This window comes from Arthrobacter sp. SLBN-83 (assembly GCF_006715285.1).
Lineage (GTDB): Bacteria > Actinomycetota > Actinomycetes > Actinomycetales > Micrococcaceae > Arthrobacter.
On record NZ_VFMX01000001.1, the window covers coordinates 1,585,321 to 1,607,351 of the forward strand.

Genomic DNA, 22,031 nt, shown 5'->3' on the forward strand with positions numbered 1-22,031 from the left:
AAACCCCGCGAATTGGCATTTAACGGCAGTCCCGCGCGAAAACATTGGGGTCATCTGCCATCTCGCGGAGGAAGCCGGACCGCGGTGCTGGGTGCCGCCGTCGTACTCCTGTTTTTCGTGTCCGTCCTGCTGGGGAGCTACACGGTGACCATCCCGGACTTCGTCACCATCGTGGTCAACCATCTGAGCGGCGGCGCGAAGATACCCGGTGCCAGCTTCATCGTGATGGAAAACAAGCTGCCCCGGGCCGTCATCGGCACCATGATCGGCATCGCATTCGGGCTGGCCGGTGTCCTGTTCCAGACCATGCTCCGCAACCCGCTGGCCAGCCCCGACGTCATCGGCATCAGTTCCGGTGCCAGCGCGGCAGCCGTCGTGGCCATCGTTGTCTTCGGCGCATCCGGTGCCGTGGTGTCCGGGGCGGCACTGACGGGTGCCCTGGCCGTGGTTGCCCTCATCTACGCAATCTCCAGCGGCGTGAAGCACCGTGGAACCGGCCGGGGGAGCGCCGCCGGAAACCGGCTGATCCTGGCCGGCGTGGGTATCGCGGCCGCCCTGCAGGCCGTGGTCAGCTTCCTGATGACCCGCGCCGACATCCGCACCGCCGCGGACGCGCTCGTGTGGCTCAATGGGTCCCTGAACTCCGCCGACTGGGACCGCGCCGGCATCCTGTTCCTGGCGCTCGCGGTGCTGGTCCCAGCCGTCGCGTTCGTCGCCGGGCCGCTGCGAATCCTGGAGCTGGGGGACGACGCCGCAGCCGGCCTCGGCATCCGGGTGAACACGACGCGGCTGGTCCTGGTGGTCAGCGCGGTGTCACTGGCAGCAGTGGCGACGGCGGCCGCCGGGCCGGTCTCGTTCGTCGCCTTCCTGTCCGGTCCCATCGCGCGCCGCTTCACCGGGAAAGCCAGCCCGCCGGCGTCGGCCTTTGTAGGGGCCCTCATTGTCCTGGTCGCCGACTATTTCGCTACCAACCTGGCGCCCCTGCTGTTGGACGGCACCGTCCTGCCGGTGGGCGTCATCACCGGCGTGCTCGGTGCCCCGTTCCTGCTGTGGCTCCTGGTCACGGCCAACCGAAAGGATGCCTGACATGGCGGTTCTCGAAGCCCAGGACCTGACCCTCAAGTACCACCAACGCTGCGTGGTGGACGGCCTCAGCGTTCGGATCCCCGAAGGCAGGGTGACCATGATCGTGGGCGCCAACGCCTGTGGAAAATCCACCCTGCTCCGCGGCCTGTCCCGGCTCCTGAAGCCCGCCGGCGGTACCGTGGCGCTGGACGGCAAGGACATCCACGAACGTCCGGCCAGTGAGGTGGCCCGCACCCTGGGCCTGCTGCCCCAGCACCCCACAGCCCCGGACGGCATCACCGTCCGCGACCTGGTGGGCCGGGGCCGTTACCCGCACCAGGGCTTCTTCCGGAGCTGGACTGGAAAGGACGACGCCGCGGTACAGCGCGCGCTGGAAGCCACCGGAACGCTGGAGCTCGCCGGGCGGGACGTGGACGAACTGTCCGGCGGGCAGCGGCAGCGGGTGTGGATCGCTATGGCGCTGGCGCAGGAAACCGACGTCCTGCTGCTGGACGAACCCACCACCTACCTCGACCTGGCCCACCAGGTGGAAGTCCTGGACCTGGTCACCGACCTGAACCGGACCCGCGGCACCACCGTTGCCATCGTCCTGCACGACCTCAACCTCGCTGCCCGCTACGCGGACCATGTCATCGCCATGAAGGACGGCGCGGTGGCGGCAATGGGTGCCCCGGAAGATGTGGTCACCGAGGAGCTGGTCCGCGAGGTCTTCCAGCTTGAAGCCCGGGTCATCCCCGATCCCGTGTCCGGAACCCCGCTGATCCTTCCCATCGGCCGCCATCACGCCACCGCCCCCGAACTGGAGCCCGCCTAATGAAGACCCGTGAACCCGCAGCAGCCCAGCCGATCGCCGCGCAGCCCATGACCACCCAGCCCATGAGCCTTGCCTTTGAGGTGGAGGTCTCCGCCGTCCGCCAGGTCAGCCCCACGTTCCGGAGGATCACGTTCGGCGGCTACTCGCTGCGGGAATTCGGCGTCCACGGCGACACCCTGGACCTGCGGATCAAGCTGGTGATTCCGTCGCTGGCCGCGGATGGCACTCCACTGCCACTGCCTGACTTCGAGACGGGTGATGCCGGCTGGTACCGGAACTGGCTGGCCATGGACCCCGAGGTGCGCGGCTCCATGCGCACCTATACCGTTCGGGAAGCCCGGCTGGACGCTGTGTACCCGGAGATCGACGTCGACTTCGTGATGCACGTGGATGAGCATGGCCAGGCCGGACCGGCCGCGAACTGGGCACAGAAGGCCAAGCCGGGCGACGCCCTCACCATCATCGGTCCCAACAGCCGGGCTGCGCACTGCATCACGGCGGAGACCTACTCCGGCATCGAGTGGCGTCCCGGGCTGGCCCAGCGCATCCTGCTCGCCGGCGACGAAACCGCCGTCCCGGCCATCTCCGCGATCATGGAAACCCTGCCGCCGTACATGAGCGGGCACGCGTTCCTGGAGGTTCCCCGGGCAGGTGACTTCCTGGATCTCAGCTCTCCGGCCAACATCGAGATCACGTGGCTGGCCCGCGGTACCGCCAGCGGCCAGTCCCGGCCACGCGGCCAACTGCTGCAGGAGTCCGTCCGCGCAGCAGTCCCCGTGCCGGGCTGGGTGGGCATCAGAGCGGACGACGGTGGCGCTGGACCCGAGCCCGAGGACGTCAACATCGATGAAGGCATCCTTTGGGAGACGCCCGCACGCCTGGACACCGCGGAGATCAACGCCACCAGGACCCCGCACCTGCCTGCCGGTGCCCTGCCCTTCTACGCCTGGATCGCCGGCGAGGCAGGGGTCATCAAGGACCTGCGCCGGTACCTTGTGCGGGACGTAGGGATTGACCGAAAGCAAGTGGCGTTCATGGGTTACTGGCGGCAGGGCAAAGCCGAAGGATAGCCACCTGCTGTTCATCCCGCCGTCGTACTTGCGTTGGATTGTTTCGCTACTTTCTTGCCTGTGCCCTCTGTTCCGTTGCTTCCTGACTCCGGGCGGCGGGTGTTTGTTGCCCTTGGCGACTCCTTCACGGAAGGGGTGGGGGACCGGGATGAACGGCTGCCCAACGGCGTGCGCGGGTGGGCCGACCGGGTGGCGGAGAAACTCGCCAAGGCCCAGCCCGGGTGGAGGTACGCCAACCTGGCCATCAGGAGCAAGCGGCTGCGGCACATCATCGACGAGCAGCTGGAACCCGCGCTGCGGATGCGGCCCACGCTGGTGACGCTTTACGCCGGCGGCAACGACATCCTGGACCTGAAGACGGATATGCCCGCACTCATGGCGGACTACGAGCGGTTCGTTGCGAAACTCGCCGGCACTGGGGCGGTCCTTGTCCTCTTCACCGGGTTCGACGTCAAGGTTTCCGCGCTGCTGGAGCCGCTGAAGAAGCGAAACGCCTACTACAACCAGCGGGTGCGGGAGATCGCGGAGAAGTACGGGGCCGTGCTGGTGGATTACTGGTGCCTGGACGCCTTCCAGGACCGGCGGATGTGGGACTCTGACCGGCTCCACATGTCCAAGGCCGGGCACAAATACCTGGCCGGGCAGGTGCTGGACCAGTTGGGCGTGCCGCACAAGATCAAGCCCAAGGACTGGGATCCGCAGCCCAGGCTGGGACTGCGCGAATGGGAGCGGCGGCAGCGGCGCTGGGTCCACGACTGGGTCCTGCCGCTCTTTGGCCGCAAGCTCCGCGGCGTCACGCTGGGGGACACGCTCACTCCTCGCTGGCCCGAGCCAGTGAAGGTGCCGCGGAAAGGCGGGCTGAAGAAGCTGGCCGTAGAAAAGTACGACGGCGGGACCGCGCCTTAAGCGGTGGGCGCGGGCGGGGTGTCCAGCAGGTTTTCGTACCCCGGGGCCACCCGGCCGGCATGGAACTCCACTACCTCAAAGTCGGCAACGCCGTTCGTGTAGAACGGATCCTGCGCCAGGCTCGCGTCGAGGGTTTCCCGTTCAGCCTGCGACAACAGCAACCCGCCCGTCCGCGGAATTTTGCGGCCGGCAGCGATGAACGCGCCATCATCAAACGCCTTCTGCAGCCAGGCGATGTGGGCGTCGTTGTGGAAGTCCACGATCTCCTGGGGCACACGGTAGGTGAGCGAGACAACATACATGCGGCAAGCCTACCGGGGCCTGGGCAGCTGGTTGAAAGATCAATCGTAGAATGGGGACCATGACCGAACCCCGCTGGCTGACCGCTGACGAACGCCGTGCCTGGCTGGCACTGGTGAGCATCAACACCCTGCTGCCGGCCGCCCTGGACACCAGGCTGCACGCCGCGGGGAAGCTGTCCCTCTTCGATTACACGGTATTGGCCATGCTCTCCGAAGCGGAGGACCGGTTCCTTCCCATGAGCGAGCTCGCCGCCCGCAGCAGCGCGTCCCTGTCCCGCCTTTCGCACGTGGTCACCAAGCTGCAGAAGCGCGGCTGGGTGGAACGCCGCCCCCACCCCTCCGATGCCCGGGTGACCACCGCGCACCTCACCGAGGAAGGCATGGCCACCATCGTGCAGCTGGCCCCGGCCCATGTTGAGGACGTCCGGGAGCTGTTCCTCGACGCCCTGAGCGAGCAGGACGTGCTGGACCTGGCCCGGATTGGCGAAAATGTGGTGGGACGGCTGGACACCGACCACTGGATCCTGCGCGAAAAGCCGGCCGGCCAGGGAGCCTAAAGGGCCGATTGGTTGCTTCCGGCAACGGATGGCAAACTAACCGCATGGATTTCACTTCCCGGTTCGTGGCCCTTGGCGACTCCTTCACCGAAGGCGTTGGCGACGACGATCCAACACGGCCCAACGGTGTCCGCGGCTGGGCGGACCGCGTGGCTGAGCAGCTGTGCGCCGCCGACCCCGACTTCGGCTACGCCAACCTGGCCATCCGCGGCAGGAAGCTCCGCCAAATCCTGGCTGAACAGGTGGACGCCGCCGTCGAACTTAATCCAACCCTGGTGACCATCTACGCCGGCGCCAACGACATCCTGCGCCCCAAGGTGGACATTGACCACCTCCTGGCTGAATACAACGATGCGGTCGGCAAGCTCACGGCGACGGGTGCCACCGTGGTGATGTTCACCGGATTCGATGCCCGGGGTTCAAAGGTTTTTGGCACCATGCGCGGCCGCACCGCCATCTACAACGAACTGGTCCGCGGAATTGCCGGGGACCACGGTGCCCTGCTGGTGGATTACTGGCGCTTCAGCGAGTACTACGACTGGGGCATGTGGGCGCACGACCGGATGCACATGTCCGCCGCCGGCCACGGCAACATGGCCAAGCGCGTCCTTGAGGTCCTCAAATACGACCACTCCATTGATGTTCCGCCCATGACGCCCGTTCCGGAACTGAGCCGTTCCGAGGCCATCCGCGCCAACGCACAGTGGTTCCGCGAATATGCCGCGCCGTGGGTGGTCCGCCGCGTCACGGGTAAATCGTCCGGGGACAACCTCCAGCCCAAGTACCCGCAGCTCACCAGGCTGTAGCGGGAACACTCTCCGACCATCCCCGTCTGCGTCAGGAGGGCTGGAAGCCGGGCGTTGCAAGCATGGAACCGTCGGCGCGGATGGCCAGCACGGCAACGTCCCAGCAGTCCGCAGCGCGGTTCAGCATGCGCGTCCCGCCGGCGACGATCGCGGTGGCCAGGACATCAGCGGTAACGATGTCCGCTGCTGCCACGCTGACCTGGATGAACTCGCCGTCGTTCCCCACCCGCCAGATGTGTTCGCCGCGTTCGGCGGAGCCGGAGGTTGCAATGGCTGTATGGCGGTTGTTGCCGCCCAGTGCGTAGCCCGTAAGCAAGGTGCGGCGGTCGGCGGGATCCACGATGCCGGCCTTCCACGGTTCCGCGCTTCCGGGGCGCGGCGAGCCGCTGACCAGCACGTCGCCGCCGGCGTTGAGGCACCAGTCGCGGCGGCCCAGGGCCAGCAGCGAGGTTCCGGCCTCGCGAATGGCGTGCCCCTTGATGATCCCGGAAAGGTCCAGCACGCCGTCGGGCCTTTCGGGGGTGAAGGCGCCTTCCGTGCGTAGCCGCCATTCGTGCGCCTCTGCGTAGCGCTCGCGCATCCGGGCCGAGGCCTGGGGCAGCTTCAGCTCACCGCGGGCCAGCCGGCTGGCCTCTGAGTCCGGGCGGTACAGGCTGAACGTTTCATCCAGGTCCCGGAAAAGACGTTCGACGACGGCGGTGGCGGCACCGAGCTCATCGAACCCCGGCTGCCCTTCCGTGGGGGAGTCCACGGGCATGGTGAGCCCGATGACCGTTCCCATGCACTGGAAAGTGCGCGCCTTGAGCGTGCTGGTTGCCGTTTGGGGGTCAGAGGTTTGCTGCATCGATGGCTGCCTGGAGTGAAGTCAGGTAAGCGTCGCTGGTGATGGTGGCGCCGCTGACGGTTTGGACATTTGCCGACTGTGCCGCGAGGACCTTGCTGCGGAGCAGTGGCGCCGCGCGGTTGCTGATCTGGATGGACTTGCCGTCGGTATTGGTGAGCTGGAGGGCCGTGACATCGGTGATCTTCCCGTTTGCCACCGTGATCTGGACCTGAACGGGACCGAACCGGGTCTGCACGGTGTTGCCTTTGTAGGTGCCGGAGGCTGAGGAGCTCGAAGAACCGGAGGAGCCGGAGGAACCCGTCGAGCCTGAGGTACCCGAGGTGCCGGACGAGCCGGAAGCGCCGGTGGACCCGGACGAACCCGACCCGGACGAACCTGTGCCTGTCGACCCCGTGGTGCCTGCCGCCGTCGTACTTGATGCGACGGTGCTGATGCCGCCCGCCTGCGTGCCCGTCTGCCAACCCGCCAGGAGGATCCCGGCGGAGGCCAGGGCCGCTGCAACTGTTCCGCGTATTTTCACCAGTCAAACCTTTCGTGATGGATCTGTTCCTCGGGGACGTCGGCCTTGCCGGCATCCGCTATGACGTTGGCCGCCCACGCCGCCGGGCCGCAGACGTAGACGTCCGCATCCGCAATGTCCGGGGCGTAGGAGATGAGGCTGTAGCCGTTCCGCACCGCGTCCTCGGGAAGCCACGTGGACGTGGTGCGGGAGCGTGGGCCGGTGAGGTGGAAGAGCCGGACGCCCCGGGCCTGGCAGAGGTCGAGGATCTCGCGGCCGAGATACAGCTCCTGGTCCGTGTGTCCGCGGAGCAGGACCGTGGCCTCGCCGGGCGCAAAAGGCGTGGTTTCCAGCAGTGCCCGCAGTGGCGTGATGCCGATGCCGGCGCCGATCATCACCACCTTGTTCCGGGTCCGGGCTGCCGTGCTGAGCAGGCCATATGGGCCTTCCAGTGCCACTTTGGTTCCTTTCCTCAGCCGGCGAAGCCGGGCGGAGCCGTCGCCAAGGTTGCGGACGGTGACCCGCAGCGTTCCCTGGCCATCCGGGCCGTTGAAGACCGGCTCGGCGGACAGGCTGAACGGGTGCGGATGCCACCACATGCCTGGGGCGAGGAAGCGCCAGATGAAGAAGCGGCCGCCCGTTCCCGCCAGCTGGTCCAGCTTCCGGCCCCGCATGACGATGTTCGCCACGCCTGGAGCCACAGGCTCGACGCGGGCAACGGTCAGCTGGTGCCGGGCTGTCGCCAGCACCGGCTCCAGGATGCGGAAGTACACCAGGGCCCTGCCGGTGTAGATGCAGATGGCAAGCCAGTACCAGCGCTGCCAGGTGCCGGCCGCAAAGAGGCCGCCCACGCTGAACTGGTGGGGGATCGAGGTGGCCACGGCGGCGTACGTCAGGAGGTGGACCACGTACCAGAACTCGTAGGGAAAGCGGCGGCGGACAGCCACCAGGGACGTCACGACGACGGCGATGAACAGCGCCATGGAGACGAAGGCCAGCCACATGTCGGGAACCTGGACCCACAGGTTGATGGACTCGCTGAACGGATCCAGCCCTTCGGCCATGCCGTACCCGATGGCCAGCAGCACACCGTGGGTCAGCAGCAGGTAGAGGGAGGGCTTTCCGAGTTTGCCGTGGAACTCCAGTGCGCGGTCGTGGCCGATGGTGCGGTCAATGAACGGGATCCTTGCGGCCAGCAGCAGCATGAGCAGGACCAGGTCCATACCCGCCAGCCCCGCCACAATCCCCGCCGCCGTGAACAGGGAAGCGGGCGAAGATATGTTGGTGGCGCCGCCGTCGGCAAGCCAAAGGGCGATCGCGGCAGCGACTGATGACCAGGCAATGACGGTCAGAAGGTCCGTCCGGAGCATGCGCTGCCGGTACTGCCGGGCGAACCAGCCGCGGGCGGCTCTTTTCGTAGTCGAAAGCTCCGGGCGGCCGGAGCTGCTTGCGGCCGGTGATGCCGGCAGGAGCTGCGTGTTCATGCATCCAACATGCTTGGCGAAGCTATGCCGCTGCTGTGAAAAGGGGCAACCGCAGCCTGTGACCTTGGCTGGCGACGGCCGCCCTTATACACCCGATTGGTCTTTAATTGCGTCAACTCGTAGACTTGGTAGGCGCTAAGTGCGCGGAGCGTGCGCAATTGCTCCGGTTGCCCGGTAATTTTCTCCAGGGTGGCCGGTAGTTAGGGGCTCAAGTTGCGTAACTAACCGTTGCCCGTACATTCTGTGGGTCGCCCTTAGCAGCATGGTCCAGCAGCCGATATGCGGATCATTACTTTCAATTCTTGAGGAGAAGTCATGGCAGCACACTGCCAAGTGACCGGGGCCGAGCCGGGCTTTGGGCACAGCATTTCGCACTCGCACCGCCGCAACAAGCGCCGGTTCGATCCGAACATTCAGAAGAAGCGCTACTGGGTTCCGTCCCTGCGCCGTAACGTCACGCTGCAGGTTTCTGCACGTGGCATCAAGACCATCGACGTGCGCGGTATCGACGCAGTCGTCGCCGACATTCTGGCTCGCGGGGTGAAGCTCTAGTGGCTAAGGACAAGGACGTACGTCCCATCATCAAGCTCAAGTCGACCGCGGGCACGGGTTACACCTACGTAACCCGTAAGAACCGTCGTAACGACCCGGACCGCATGGTCCTGAAGAAGTACGACCCCAAGATCCGCCAGCACGTCGAATTCCGAGAGGAGCGCTAAACATGGCTAAGAAGTCCAAGATTGCTCGCAACGAGCAGCGCAAGGTCATCGTTGAGCGTTACGCTGCCAAGCGCCTCGAGCTGAAGAAGACCCTGGTTGACGAGAACGCAACCGACGAAGCACGCGAAGCAGCCCGCCTGGGCCTGCAGAAGCTGCCCCGCAATGCGTCCCCGATCCGTCTGCGTAACCGCGACATCATCGACGGCCGTCCCCGTGGCACCTTCCAGAAGTTCGGCATCTCCCGTGTCCGCTTCCGCGACATGGCACACAAGGGCGAACTCCCGGGCATCACCAAGTCTTCCTGGTAATCCAGCTCCGCTGATTCCAGCTGCTTGAGAAGGGCCGGCAACCTTAGGGTTGCCGGCCCTTCTGCGTTTAACTTCCTGCCGCCCGGGTGCCCTGCCCACCATGTGCGGCAGCCCACACAGGGGAATTACGACGGCAGCAACGGCATGAGTGCCTCAATGGCCCGTCCTGCCGCGCAATCCCGGGGATTACACCGCCCCCCGCCGACGGTTTGCGGTGCGCGCCGAGTGCGTGTATTGTTTTCTAAGTCGCCGCGGGGGAGACAGTGAAGAACTGATCACCGGGCGGCCAAAAACCCCCAAAATCAAAGCCACGATCTGGTTGCTCTTTAGGGCGCTGGAAAAGGGTGGGGAGCGATCTTCCGCCGAAAAGAATCCTGAATCATGGATTTGCTTCGGGGCCGGGGATCGGGTAAGTTTGAAAAGTTGCTCCGGAGCGATCCTGAACGTTGGTTTGGGTGGTGCCGGGTGTGTCTGTTGTTTGAGAACTCAATAGTGTGCCAAGTTTGTTGATACCGATTATGTATGTAATTGGTTGATTGTGCCGAATCGTGCCGCCCCTGTGGCATTGGTTTGGTGTTTTTAGCTGGTTTCAAATTTTGTGCAGCCATTATGACCGTTATTTCCGGTGGTTTTGGTTGTGTCTGTTTTTGTTTTACTTCAACGGAGAGTTTGATCCTGGCTCAGGATGAACGCTGGCGGCGTGCTTAACACATGCAAGTCGAACGATGAAGCCCACTTGTGGGTGGATTAGTGGCGAACGGGTGAGTAACACGTGAGTAACCTGCCCTTGACTCTGGGATAAGCCTGGGAAACTGGGTCTAATACCGGATATGACCTTCCATCGCATGGTGGTTGGTGGAAAGCTTTTGTGGTTTTGGATGGACTCGCGGCCTATCAGCTTGTTGGTGGGGTAATGGCCTACCAAGGCGACGACGGGTAGCCGGCCTGAGAGGGTGACCGGCCACACTGGGACTGAGACACGGCCCAGACTCCTACGGGAGGCAGCAGTGGGGAATATTGCACAATGGGCGCAAGCCTGATGCAGCGACGCCGCGTGAGGGATGACGGCCTTCGGGTTGTAAACCTCTTTCAGTAGGGAAGAAGCGTAAGTGACGGTACCTGCAGAAGAAGCGCCGGCTAACTACGTGCCAGCAGCCGCGGTAATACGTAGGGCGCAAGCGTTATCCGGAATTATTGGGCGTAAAGAGCTCGTAGGCGGTTTGTCGCGTCTGCCGTGAAAGTCCGGGGCTCAACTCCGGATCTGCGGTGGGTACGGGCAGACTAGAGTGATGTAGGGGAGACTGGAATTCCTGGTGTAGCGGTGAAATGCGCAGATATCAGGAGGAACACCGATGGCGAAGGCAGGTCTCTGGGCATTAACTGACGCTGAGGAGCGAAAGCATGGGGAGCGAACAGGATTAGATACCCTGGTAGTCCATGCCGTAAACGTTGGGCACTAGGTGTGGGGGACATTCCACGTTTTCCGCGCCGTAGCTAACGCATTAAGTGCCCCGCCTGGGGAGTACGGCCGCAAGGCTAAAACTCAAAGGAATTGACGGGGGCCCGCACAAGCGGCGGAGCATGCGGATTAATTCGATGCAACGCGAAGAACCTTACCAAGGCTTGACATGAACCAGACCGGGCTGGAAACAGTTCTTCCCCTTTGGGGTTGGTTTACAGGTGGTGCATGGTTGTCGTCAGCTCGTGTCGTGAGATGTTGGGTTAAGTCCCGCAACGAGCGCAACCCTCGTTCCATGTTGCCAGCGGGTAGTGCCGGGGACTCATGGGAGACTGCCGGGGTCAACTCGGAGGAAGGTGGGGACGACGTCAAATCATCATGCCCCTTATGTCTTGGGCTTCACGCATGCTACAATGGCCGGTACAAAGGGTTGCGATACTGTGAGGTGGAGCTAATCCCAAAAAGCCGGTCTCAGTTCGGATTGGGGTCTGCAACTCGACCCCATGAAGTCGGAGTCGCTAGTAATCGCAGATCAGCAACGCTGCGGTGAATACGTTCCCGGGCCTTGTACACACCGCCCGTCAAGTCACGAAAGTTGGTAACACCCGAAGCCGGTGGCCTAACCCCTTGTGGGAGGGAGCTGTCGAAGGTGGGACTGGCGATTGGGACTAAGTCGTAACAAGGTAGCCGTACCGGAAGGTGCGGCTGGATCACCTCCTTTCTAAGGAGCACCTACAACAACCACCCGCTCAACGCATGTTGGTGGTGTGGTGTTGTCAGGAGTAAAGGCCCGTTGCACGGACGAATGTTTCGTGGCGGGTGCTCAAGGGTGGAATATCAACAAATAGGTGCCTGGTGGCACGGACCGGTCAGTGAGTACGAACCTTCTCCTTCGTGGGGTTGTTGTTCTGGAAAGCGGCCGGACCGGGTTGCCGGGTAGTGTTTGGCACACTGTTGGGTCCTGAGGCAACAGGACCGGGTGTTTAGGTTCCCGGGACTTGTTTGTTTCTGGTTTCCCTGCTGCGACGTCCCGCACGCTTGTTTGTGTGTGGGGTGTGTGGTGTGGGGTTGTTGTTTGAGAACTACATAGTGGACGCGAGCATCTTGTATAAGAAGCAATTTCCAAGATATTTGAACCTGGATCTGGTTCGTGTGCCTTTTGGGTGTGCGGGACAGTTTCTGTGGTTCTCTCGAGTGAGCTTGTTTTTGATCTTTGTGGTCAAGTTTTTAAGAGCACACGGTGGATGCCTTGGCATTAGGAGCCGAAGAAGGACGTAGGAATCTGCGATAAGCCTGGGGGAGTCGATAACCGGACTGTGATCCCAGGGTGTCCGAATGGGGAAACCCCGCCAAGCGCGCGAGTGACTTGGTGACCCGTACCTGAACACATAGGGTGCGTGGGGGGAACGCGGGGAAGTGAAACATCTCAGTACCCGCAGGAAGAGAAAACAATAGTGATTCCGTTAGTAGTGGCGAGCGAACGCGGATCAGGCTAAACCGTTCCATGTGTGATAGCCGGCGGGCGTTGCATGGTCGGGGTTGTGGGACTTTCCATACCAGTTCTGCCGGGCTGGTGGGGTGTGATGTGCGCGCATAGGTGAACGGTTTTGAAAGGCCGGCCAGAGAGGGTGTTAGTCCCGTAACCGTAATGTGTTTGTACCGCCTGTGAGAGTATCCCAAGTAGTACGGGGCCCGAGAAATCCCGTGCGAATCTGTCAGGACCACCTGATAAGCCTAAATACTCCCTAATGACCGATAGCGGACCAGTACCGTGAGGGAAAGGTGAAAAGTACCCCGGGAGGGGAGTGAAACAGTACCTGAAACCGTGTGCTTACAATCCGTCGGAGCAGCCTTGTAGTTGTGACGGCGTGCCTTTTGAAGAATGAGCCTGCGAGTTAGTGTTACGTCGCGAGGTTAACCCGTGTGGGGCAGCCGTAGCGAAAGCGAGTCTGAATAGGGCGTGTGAGTGGCGTGATCTAGACCCGAAGCGAAGTGATCTACCCATGGCCAGGTTGAAGCGACGGTAAGACGTCGTGGAGGACCGAACCCACTTCAGTTGAAAATGGAGGGGATGAGCTGTGGGTAGGGGTGAAAGGCCAATCAAACTTCGTGATAGCTGGTTCTCCCCGAAATGCATTTAGGTGCAGCGTTGCGTGTTTCTTGCTGGAGGTAGAGCTACTGGATGGCTAATGGGCCCTACAAGGTTACTGACGTCAGCCAAACTCCGAATGCCGGTAAGTGAGAGCGCAGCAGTGAGACTGTGGGGGATAAGCTTCATAGTCGAGAGGGAAACAGCCCAGACCACCAACTAAGGCCCCTAAGCGTGTGCTAAGTGGGAAAGGATGTGGAGTTGCCCAGACAACCAGGAGGTTGGCTTAGAAGCAGCCACCCTTAAAAGAGTGCGTAATAGCTCACTGGTCAAGTGATTCCGCGCCGACAATGTAGCGGGGCTCAAGTACACCGCCGAAGTTGTGGCATTCACACATGTTCTAAGCCGTCATGGTTCAGGAGTGTGGATGGGTAGGGGAGCGTCGTGTGGGCGGTGAAGCTGCGGTGTAAACCAGTGGTGGAGCCTACACGAGTGAGAATGCAGGCATGAGTAGCGAAAGACGGGTGAGAAACCCGTCCGCCGAATGATCAAGGGTTCCAGGGTCAAGCTAATCTGCCCTGGGTAAGTCGGGACCTAAGGCGAGGCCGACAGGCGTAGTCGATGGACAACGGGTTGATATTCCCGTACCGGCGAAAAACCGCCCATGCTGAGCGGGGGATACTAACTGCCCGAAACCTGCCCGACACCCCTTGTGGGTGAAGGGTTTTGGTGGAGCGCAGGACCTGATCCCGGGAGGCAAGCGTATTAACAGGTGTGACGCAGGAAGGTAGCCGAGCCGGGCGATGGTTGTCCCGGTCTAAGGATGTAGGGCGAATGGTAGGCAAATCCGCCGTTCATGTGCCTGAGATCTGATGGGACCCCCGTTTGGGGGGATTTGGTGATCCTATGCTGCCGAGAAAAGCATCGACGCGAGGTTTTAGCCGCCCGTACCCCAAACCGACACAGGTGATCAGGTAGAGAATACCAAGGCGATCGAGAGAATTATGGTTAAGGAACTCGGCAAAATGCCCCCGTAACTTCGGGAGAAGGGGGGCCCCAACCTTGAACACCACTTGCTGGTGGGAGGGGATCGGGGCCGCAGAGACCAGGGGGAAGCGACTGTTTACTAAAAACACAGGTCCGTGCGAAGTCGCAAGACGATGTATACGGACTGACTCCTGCCCGGTGCTGGAAGGTTAAGAGGACCGGTTAGCCGTAAGGCGAAGCTGAGAATTTAAGCCCCAGTAAACGGCGGTGGTAACTATAACCATCCTAAGGTAGCGAAATTCCTTGTCGGGTAAGTTCCGACCTGCACGAATGGAGTAACGACTTCCCCGCTGTCTCAACCATAAACTCGGCGAAATTGCAGTACGAGTAAAGATGCTCGTTACGCGCAGCAGGACGGAAAGACCCCGAGACCTTTACTATAGTTTGGTATTGGTGTTCGGAGTGGCTTGTGTAGGATAGGTGGGAGACGTTGAAGCCCGGACGCCAGTTCGGGTGGAGTCATCGTTGAAATACCACTCTGGTCACTTTGGACATCTAACTTCGGCCCGTAATCCGGGTCAGGGACAGTGCCTGATGGGTAGTTTAACTGGGGCGGTTGCCTCCTAAAAAGTAACGGAGGCGCCCAAAGGTTCCCTCAGCCTGGTTGGCAATCAGGTGTCGAGTGTAAGTGCACAAGGGAGCTTGACTGTGAGAGAGACATCTCGAGCAGGGACGAAAGTCGGGACTAGTGATCCGGCGGTACATTGTGGAATGGCCGTCGCTCAACGGATAAAAGGTACCTCGGGGATAACAGGCTGATCTTGCCCAAGAGTCCATATCGACGGCATGGTTTGGCACCTCGATGTCGGCTCGTCGCATCCTGGGGCTGGAGTAGGTCCCAAGGGTTGGGCTGTTCGCCCATTAAAGCGGTACGCGAGCTGGGTTTAGAACGTCGTGAGACAGTTCGGTCCCTATCCGCTGCGCGCGCAGGAAATTTGAGAAGGGCTGTCCTTAGTACGAGAGGACCGGGACGGACGAACCTCTGGTGTGTCAGTTGTACTGCCAAGTGCACCGCTGATTAGCTACGTTCGGATGGGATAACCGCTGAAAGCATCTAAGCGGGAAGCTCGCTTCAAGATGAGATTTCCATACACATTTATGTGTGAGAGGCCCCCAGCCAGACCACTGGGTTGATAGGCCGGATGTGGAAGCGAGGACTAACGACTCGTGAAGCTGACCGGTACTAATAGGCCAACAACTTACACCACACAGAAACATACATATTCTGCTTGCGTCCACTATGTGGTTCCCAACCAACAACCCCGAACACGGGCTTGTCTGGCAGGAACCAACCAACTGAATAACAACACCACCAGTCCAAGAACACGGACAATGTTGTAACCACTGGTTTTCCCACCCCCGGCACTTTTTGAGGGGGAGCGGGTGAAAGGGTTACGGCGGTCATAGCGTGGGGGAAACGCCCGGTCCCATTCCGAACCCGGAAGCTAAGACCCACAGCGCCGATGGTACTGCACCCGGGAGGGTGTGGGAGAGTAGGTCACCGCCGGAACATAATTACTGGTCGAGGCCCCAACCACCACGGTTGGGGCCTCCCACATTTAACAACCACAAGAGTACCAGGGACGCCTAGACTTACGGGTTATGACCCCCCGAACCTCCGGCCCCGCGGGCAAGCGTGCCACCATCCTGGACGTTGCGGCCGCAGCAGGGGTGTCCCGCCAAACCGTGACCCGCGCCATGAACGGCATGACAGGCATCAGCCAGGAGACCAGGGAGCGGGTCCAGAAGCTGGCGGCAGAGCTGGGCTACACCCCCAGCCGCTTTGCAAAGGGACTGGTGCAGGGCGCGCGGATTTCCGTGGGCCTCGCAATCCCCGATCTGACCAACCCCTACTTCCCGGCCTTTGCCTCCAGTGTGGTGGAGGAAGCGACTTCCCGCGGGTGGAATGTAGTGGTGGACGACTACGGCCATGGCAGTGGGAACGCCGTGGATGCTGCGGCCCGGCTGGCACCCCAGGTCGATGCGCTGATTGGGTATCTTGCGCCCCATTCCGATGAAGCCCAGGACATCATGGGGCGCCGTCCCGTCGTCGCCCTGGATTCGCCAGGCACGGGCACCGCCGGCGGGATTGATTTTGATTTCCACTATGCGGCGCGGCTCGCACTCGCTCACCTGGCATCCCGGGGGTGCCGCAACATCGCTTTCCTGGACTCCGGACAGGGGGGAGGCCCGCCCAGCAGCCGCAGCGCCGCGGCAGCAGCCGTGGCGGCTGACGCCGGCATTCAACTCACCCGCTTGGAGGCCGAACCGACGGCGGGCGCAGCGAGGCTGGCCGTGGCTGGCCTGGCGGCGGCGGGGGCTGGCCGGCCCGACGGCATCCTCGCTTTCAATGACCTCATGGCAGCCGGAGTGTTGAAGGGCCTGCAGGAAGCAGGCGTGTCTGTTCCCGGAGACTGTGCGGTGATCGGCATGGATGGGATACCTCTGGGCGAACTGTTGACGCCCGAGCTGACCACCCTCTCGCTGGACCTCCGCGCGGTGGGCCGGGCCGCCGTCGGACTCCTGGACGGTTTGCTGTCCGGCTCACTCCCTGAGCGCAGCCCTGGGGCCTACCTGACCCTTCAGCACCAGCTGGTTCTCCGGCAATCTGCCTGACCCCTACTCAAATGACGCACAAAACGATAAGCTCTTGCTGCAGCTGCGTGAACGTTCACGCCACGACTCATTCACCGTCCCCAGCAAGGAACCCACATGTCTGTGCACACTCCCGCCGCAACTGCCGGCGTCCACTCCGGCCGCGCAGCAGCAGATACTTCCCGAAGCCTCGAACTAGGCCGCGTGGACGTCGCCGAACTCGCCTCACTGGAACCCGGCCGGGGAAGCCTTCCGGCACGGGCTTATCTGGCATCTGACGCGGCGCGGCTCTCCCTGAACGGTGAGTGGCACTTCCGGCTGAGCCCGGGAATCCGGACGGCTCCCAAGGATGGGTGGCAGCAGGGCAGAGACCGGGCTGGCTTCACAACCCTTCCCGTGCCATCGAGCTGGAACATGCACGGCCACGGGGCGCCCGCCTACACCAACGTCCAGTTCCCCTTCCCGGTGGAACCGCCCCACGTGCCGGACGCCAACCCGATCGGTGACCACGTGGTGACCTTTGTCGCCGGCCCGGAGTTCTTCCCGCACGCGCTGCTGCGTTTCGACGGCATCGATAATGCCGGAACGGTATGGCTGAACGGCGTGGAACTGGGCACCACCCGGGGAAGCCGGCTCGCCCACGAGTTCGACGTCTCGGGGGTCCTGGTCGAAGGCGCCAACACGCTGGCCGTACGGGTGGCCCAGTTCTCCGCCGCAAGCTATGTGGAGGACCAGGACATGTGGTGGCTCCCGGGGATCTTCCGGGACGTGACACTCCAGGCCCGGCCCGCGGAAGGCATCGATGATGTGTTTGCCCACGCCGGCTATGACCCGGGCACGGGCGAAGGCACGCTTCGCGTTGAGGTGATCCGCGCCGGACAGCCGGTTGACGCCGTCGTCCGCGTTCCTGAACTTGGCCTCGAACTGCCGTCCGGCTCGGAGCAGCGCATTCCCGGCGTGGAACCGTGGTCCGCGGAAACCCCCCGCCTCTACCACGCAACGGTCAGCACGCCCGGTGAGACGGTTTCACTGCAACTGGGCTTCCGCAGCATCACCATTGAAGACGCCCAGTTCAAGGTGAACGGGCGCCGCATCCTGCTGCGTGGCGTGAACCGCCATGAGCACCATCCCCGGCTTGGCCGTGCGGTGCCCCGCGACGTGATGGAGTCCGAGCTGCGGCTGATGAAGCAGCACAACATCAACGCGATCCGGACCTCGCACTACCCGCCGCACCCCGATTTCCTGGCGCTGGCGGACCAACTGGGGTTTTATGTAGTCCTTGAATGCGACCTCGAAACGCACGGCTTTGTGAGCGCAGGCTGGGCGCAAAACCCCAGTGATGACCCGCAGTGGGAGCCGGCGTTGCTGGACCGCATGCAGCGGACCGTGGAGCGCGACAAGAACCATCCGTCGGTGATCATGTGGTCCCTGGGCAACGAGGCAGGCACGGGCCGGAACCTAGCGGCGATGTCCCGCTGGACCAAGGACCGGGACCCCTCACGGCCCATCCACTACGAAGGCGACTGGTCCTCGCCCGACGTCGACGTCTACTCACGGATGTACGCCAGCCAGGCTGAGACGGCGCTCATCGGGCAGGGCATTGAGCCCGCCCTCGAGGACTCCGGACTCGACGCGCGCCGCCGGGCCATGCCGTTCGTGCTGTGCGAATACGTTCACGCCATGGGCAACGGGCCAGGCGGCATGAGCGAGTACCAGGAGCTGTTCGAAAAGTACCCCCGCCTGATGGGCGGCTTCGTCTGGGAGTGGCTGGAGCATGGCATTACGGTGCCTTCGCCAGGGGGCGGCGAGCATTTCGCCTATGGCGGTGACTTCGGCGAGGAGGTCCACGACGGAAACTTCGTCACGGACGGGTTGGTGGACGCCAACCGCAACCCCCGCCCCGGGCTTTTGGACTTCAAAAAGGTGATTGAACCGCTGCACCTCGACGTCTCGCCGTCGTGGGCAAAAATCACGTTGCGGAACGGCCAGGACTTCGCGGACACGTCTGCGTTCCGCTTCCAGTACAGGGTGGAGGCCGACGGCGTGACGCAGCTTGAGGGAACGGTGGCAGTTGCGCCGGTGGCCCCGCAGTCCCAGGCGGAAGTGGAGTTGCCGGCGGAGGTTGGAGAACTTGCGGCGGGGCTGTCGCAGGATGCGAACGCGGTACTTACCGTCAGTGCCGTGCTGGCCGCCGATACCGCCTGGGCCGGCGAAGGCCACGAGGTTGCCTGGGGGCAGGCGGCGCGCTTCGCTCCCCTGGGTGAGGGAGTGCCGGCGCGTGACTCCGTGGACGTGGGAGATGGGGAACTGCGGCTCGGCACAGCTGTATTCGATCGCGCCACGGGCATGCCCACCTCAATCGGCGGGCTCCCGGTTGAGAAACTTGCCCTGGTCCTGTGGTGGCCCCCCACCGACAACGACCTTGGGCGGGAATGGGGCGGCGCGGACCCGCGCCCCCTTGCCACCCAGTGGAAGGACGCGGGACTTGACCGGCTGCACGCCCGCCTGCTGGGGATCAGTGCGGAGTCAACGGACGACGGCGGTGAGCACCTCCGCGTAAGCACCCGGGTGGCTGCGGCGGACAAGCAGTTTGGGGTCCTGGTGGACTACGTGTGGAGCAGCAGTGACGGCGCGCTGGCGCTCCGGACACAAGTCAAACCTGTAGGGGACTGGGTCAATGCGGGCTTTGACGTGGAGTGGGCCCGCATCGGCCTGGAGCTCGTCCTGGGGACGGAGACTGGCTCTGTGGGGTGGTTCGGCCAGGGGCCGCACCAGAGCTATCCGGACACCGGCCAAGGTGCGCGCACCGGATGGTTCCAATCGACCCCCGCCGGTCTGGATGTTGACTATGTCCGGCCCCAGGAGTCCGGCGCCCGTTCCGGTGTGCGGTCCGCGGTGTTGCAGGCCGGCGGCCGTGAACTGCAGATTTCCGGTAAACCCTTCGCCTTGACGGTTCGTCCGTATGGACTGGACGTGCTTGCGGCTGCAAAGCACAGGCCGGACCTGGCGACGGACGGCCGCACTTACATTTACCTGGATACTGCCCTGAGGGGTGTGGGGACGGCGGCTTGTGGGCCCGGGGTGCTGGAGCCCTACCGCCTAAAGCCGCGGGAGGCTGACTTCGAGGTAGTACTGCGGGTGGAGTAAGGCCCGGAGCCGATGTGAGCCACTCCATAGAAGCAGTAATGCTGCTCTACCGGGGTGACAGGCCCCGCGTTTGCCGCCGGAAACCCCGGGGTTCCGGGGTTTTTTGGCGGCAAGGCGGCCTCCCCTTGCCCGATTTGCGGTGGGGGTTGTGTGCGGGTATTGTTTTCTGAGTCGCCGCCGCTGAAGCGGAAAAATAGCGGCCAACCCCCTTTGATGACAGCCTGGAAAATGGTTCGCTTTCGTGGCGTGCTGGTGATGGGTGGGGCCGGTTCTTTTGAAGTTTTGCCCGCTGGAAGGCGGATTTGCGAAGCTGTGGGGGATCGGGTAAGTTTGAAAAGTTGCTCCGGAGCGATCCTGAACGTTGGTTTGGGTGGTGCCGGGTGTGTCTGTTGTTTGAGAACTCAATAGTGTGCCAAGTTTGTTGATACCGATTATGTATGTAATTGGTTGATTGTGCCGAATCGTGCCGCCCCTGTGGCATTGGTTTGGTGTTTTTAGCTGGTTTCAAATTTTGTGCAGCCATTATGACCGTTATTTCCGGTGGTTTTGGTTGTGTCTGTTTTTGTTTTACTTCAACGGAGAGTTTGATCCTGGCTCAGGATGAACGCTGGCGGCGTGCTTAACACATGCAAGTCGAACGATGAAGCCCACTTGTGGGTGGATTAGTGGCGAACGGGTGAGTAACACGTGAGTAACCTGCCCTTGACTCTGGGATAAGCCTGGGAAACTGGGTCTAATACCGGATATGACCTTCCATCGCATGGTGGTTGGTGGAAAGCTTTTGTGGTTTTGGATGGACTCGCGGCCTATCAGCTTGTTGGTGGGGTAATGGCCTACCAAGGCGACGACGGGTAGCCGGCCTGAGAGGGTGACCGGCCACACTGGGACTGAGACACGGCCCAGACTCCTACGGGAGGCAGCAGTGGGGAATATTGCACAATGGGCGCAAGCCTGATGCAGCGACGCCGCGTGAGGGATGACGGCCTTCGGGTTGTAAACCTCTTTCAGTAGGGAAGAAGCGTAAGTGACGGTACCTGCAGAAGAAGCGCCGGCTAACTACGTGCCAGCAGCCGCGGTAATACGTAGGGCGCAAGCGTTATCCGGAATTATTGGGCGTAAAGAGCTCGTAGGCGGTTTGTCGCGTCTGCCGTGAAAGTCCGGGGCTCAACTCCGGATCTGCGGTGGGTACGGGCAGACTAGAGTGATGTAGGGGAGACTGGAATTCCTGGTGTAGCGGTGAAATGCGCAGATATCAGGAGGAACACCGATGGCGAAGGCAGGTCTCTGGGCATTAACTGACGCTGAGGAGCGAAAGCATGGGGAGCGAACAGGATTAGATACCCTGGTAGTCCATGCCGTAAACGTTGGGCACTAGGTGTGGGGGACATTCCACGTTTTCCGCGCCGTAGCTAACGCATTAAGTGCCCCGCCTGGGGAGTACGGCCGCAAGGCTAAAACTCAAAGGAATTGACGGGGGCCCGCACAAGCGGCGGAGCATGCGGATTAATTCGATGCAACGCGAAGAACCTTACCAAGGCTTGACATGAACCAGACCGGGCTGGAAACAGTTCTTCCCCTTTGGGGTTGGTTTACAGGTGGTGCATGGTTGTCGTCAGCTCGTGTCGTGAGATGTTGGGTTAAGTCCCGCAACGAGCGCAACCCTCGTTCCATGTTGCCAGCGGGTAGTGCCGGGGACTCATGGGAGACTGCCGGGGTCAACTCGGAGGAAGGTGGGGACGACGTCAAATCATCATGCCCCTTATGTCTTGGGCTTCACGCATGCTACAATGGCCGGTACAAAGGGTTGCGATACTGTGAGGTGGAGCTAATCCCAAAAAGCCGGTCTCAGTTCGGATTGGGGTCTGCAACTCGACCCCATGAAGTCGGAGTCGCTAGTAATCGCAGATCAGCAACGCTGCGGTGAATACGTTCCCGGGCCTTGTACACACCGCCCGTCAAGTCACGAAAGTTGGTAACACCCGAAGCCGGTGGCCTAACCCCTTGTGGGAGGGAGCTGTCGAAGGTGGGACTGGCGATTGGGACTAAGTCGTAACAAGGTAGCCGTACCGGAAGGTGCGGCTGGATCACCTCCTTTCTAAGGAGCACCTACAACAACCACCCGCTCAACGCATGTTGGTGGTGTGGTGTTGTCAGGAGTAAAGGCCCGTTGCACGGACGAATGTTTCGTGGCGGGTGCTCAAGGGTGGAATATCAACAAATAGGTGCCTGGTGGCACGGACCGGTCAGTGAGTACGAACCTTCTCCTTCGTGGGGTTGTTGTTCTGGAAAGCGGCCGGAC

Annotated in this window: 15 protein-coding genes and 4 rRNA genes; 15 read left to right on the top strand and 4 right to left on the bottom strand. The window is 62.3% G+C overall.

Annotation, left to right across the window (positions count from 1 at the left end; translation table 11 throughout):
* Positions 1 to 54 precede the first annotated feature (54 nt).
* Genes FBY30_RS07280 through FBY30_RS07295 form a run of 4 tightly spaced genes read left to right on the top strand, consistent with a single transcriptional unit; the run spans position 55 to position 3,876 of the window.
* Positions 55 to 1,086 carry a FecCD family ABC transporter permease gene (locus FBY30_RS07280; protein WP_442858297.1) on the top strand — a complete coding sequence of 344 codons (1,032 nt, stop codon included), beginning with the start codon at positions 55 to 57 and terminating at the stop codon, positions 1,084 to 1,086.
* 1 nt (position 1,087) lies between these two features.
* Entirely contained in the window at positions 1,088 to 1,900 is an 813-nt protein-coding gene (locus FBY30_RS07285) for an ABC transporter ATP-binding protein (protein ID WP_235009369.1), read from the top strand.
* Entirely contained in the window at positions 1,900 to 2,970 is a 1,071-nt protein-coding gene (locus tag FBY30_RS07290; RefSeq protein WP_142132269.1) for a siderophore-interacting protein, read from the top strand. Before FBY30_RS07285 ends, FBY30_RS07290 begins: the two co-directional genes overlap by 1 nt.
* 60 nt (positions 2,971 to 3,030) lie before the next feature.
* Complete coding sequence (locus FBY30_RS07295) at positions 3,031 to 3,876, top strand: SGNH/GDSL hydrolase family protein (RefSeq protein ID WP_142132270.1); 846 nt, start codon at positions 3,031 to 3,033, stop codon at positions 3,874 to 3,876.
* Here the strand turns inward: FBY30_RS07295 and FBY30_RS07300 are convergent.
* Positions 3,873 to 4,178, bottom strand: a complete 306-nt coding sequence (locus FBY30_RS07300) for a YciI family protein (RefSeq protein ID WP_142132271.1) — start codon at positions 4,176 to 4,178, stop codon at positions 3,873 to 3,875. The genes FBY30_RS07295 and FBY30_RS07300 overlap by 4 nt on opposite strands.
* A 59-nt stretch (positions 4,179 to 4,237) precedes the next feature.
* On the opposite strand from FBY30_RS07300, the gene FBY30_RS07305 reads away from it, so the two are divergent.
* Both FBY30_RS07305 and FBY30_RS07310 read left to right on the top strand, forming a co-directional pair.
* Positions 4,238 to 4,735, top strand: coding sequence for a MarR family winged helix-turn-helix transcriptional regulator (locus FBY30_RS07305; RefSeq protein ID WP_142132272.1), 498 nt, complete (start codon positions 4,238 to 4,240; stop codon positions 4,733 to 4,735).
* Between the two features lie 44 nt (positions 4,736 to 4,779).
* The gene (locus FBY30_RS07310) at positions 4,780 to 5,541 is read left to right on the top strand and encodes an SGNH/GDSL hydrolase family protein (protein ID WP_142132273.1); all 762 of its coding nucleotides are present in this window, start codon (positions 4,780 to 4,782) and stop codon (positions 5,539 to 5,541) included.
* A 31-nt stretch (positions 5,542 to 5,572) separates the two neighbouring features.
* On the opposite strand, the gene FBY30_RS07315 is transcribed toward FBY30_RS07310, so the two are convergent.
* Genes FBY30_RS07315 through FBY30_RS07325 form a run of 3 tightly spaced genes read right to left on the bottom strand, consistent with a single transcriptional unit; the run spans position 5,573 to position 8,368 of the window.
* Positions 5,573 to 6,322 (bottom strand): FAD:protein FMN transferase, encoded by a 750-nt coding sequence (locus FBY30_RS07315; RefSeq protein WP_200830754.1) that lies wholly within the window; start codon positions 6,320 to 6,322, stop codon positions 5,573 to 5,575.
* Positions 6,323 to 6,368: 46 nt separating this feature from the next.
* A complete protein-coding gene (locus FBY30_RS07320) occupies positions 6,369 to 6,905 on the bottom strand; it encodes an FMN-binding protein (RefSeq protein ID WP_142132275.1) in 537 nt (178 codons plus the stop codon).
* Positions 6,902 to 8,368 (bottom strand): ferredoxin reductase family protein, encoded by a 1,467-nt coding sequence (locus FBY30_RS07325; protein ID WP_142132276.1) that lies wholly within the window; start codon positions 8,366 to 8,368, stop codon positions 6,902 to 6,904. Before FBY30_RS07325 ends, FBY30_RS07320 begins: the two co-directional genes overlap by 4 nt.
* Before the next feature lie 315 nt (positions 8,369 to 8,683).
* On the opposite strand from FBY30_RS07325, the gene rpmB reads away from it, so the two are divergent.
* From rpmB to FBY30_RS07370, 9 genes are all read left to right on the top strand, one after another.
* Positions 8,684 to 8,920 (top strand): 50S ribosomal protein L28, encoded by a 237-nt coding sequence (gene rpmB / locus FBY30_RS07330; protein ID WP_018763944.1) that lies wholly within the window; start codon positions 8,684 to 8,686, stop codon positions 8,918 to 8,920.
* Entirely contained in the window at positions 8,920 to 9,087 is a 168-nt protein-coding gene (gene rpmG, locus FBY30_RS07335; RefSeq protein ID WP_013602737.1) for a 50S ribosomal protein L33, read from the top strand. The genes rpmB and rpmG overlap by 1 nt, the downstream gene beginning before the upstream one ends.
* Positions 9,088 to 9,089: 2 nt before the next feature.
* A complete protein-coding gene (gene rpsN, locus FBY30_RS07340; protein ID WP_009358853.1) occupies positions 9,090 to 9,395 on the top strand; it encodes a 30S ribosomal protein S14 in 306 nt (101 codons plus the stop codon).
* 657 nt (positions 9,396 to 10,052) lie between these two features.
* A 16S ribosomal RNA gene (locus tag FBY30_RS07345) occupies positions 10,053 to 11,575 on the top strand.
* Between the two features lie 496 nt (positions 11,576 to 12,071).
* Positions 12,072 to 15,198, top strand: a 23S ribosomal RNA gene (locus tag FBY30_RS07350).
* 185 nt (positions 15,199 to 15,383) lie between these two features.
* Positions 15,384 to 15,500 (top strand): 5S ribosomal RNA (gene rrf, locus FBY30_RS07355).
* The 16S, 23S and 5S rRNA genes sit together here, the layout of an rRNA operon.
* A gap of 92 nt (positions 15,501 to 15,592) precedes the next feature.
* Positions 15,593 to 16,606, top strand: a complete 1,014-nt coding sequence (locus FBY30_RS07360) for a LacI family DNA-binding transcriptional regulator (RefSeq protein ID WP_142132277.1) — start codon at positions 15,593 to 15,595, stop codon at positions 16,604 to 16,606.
* A gap of 96 nt (positions 16,607 to 16,702) precedes the next feature.
* A complete protein-coding gene (locus FBY30_RS07365; RefSeq protein ID WP_142132278.1) occupies positions 16,703 to 19,732 on the top strand; it encodes a glycoside hydrolase family 2 TIM barrel-domain containing protein in 3,030 nt (1,009 codons plus the stop codon).
* Between the two features lie 572 nt (positions 19,733 to 20,304).
* Positions 20,305 to 21,827 (top strand): 16S ribosomal RNA (locus FBY30_RS07370).
* Positions 21,828 to 22,031 lie beyond the last annotated feature (204 nt).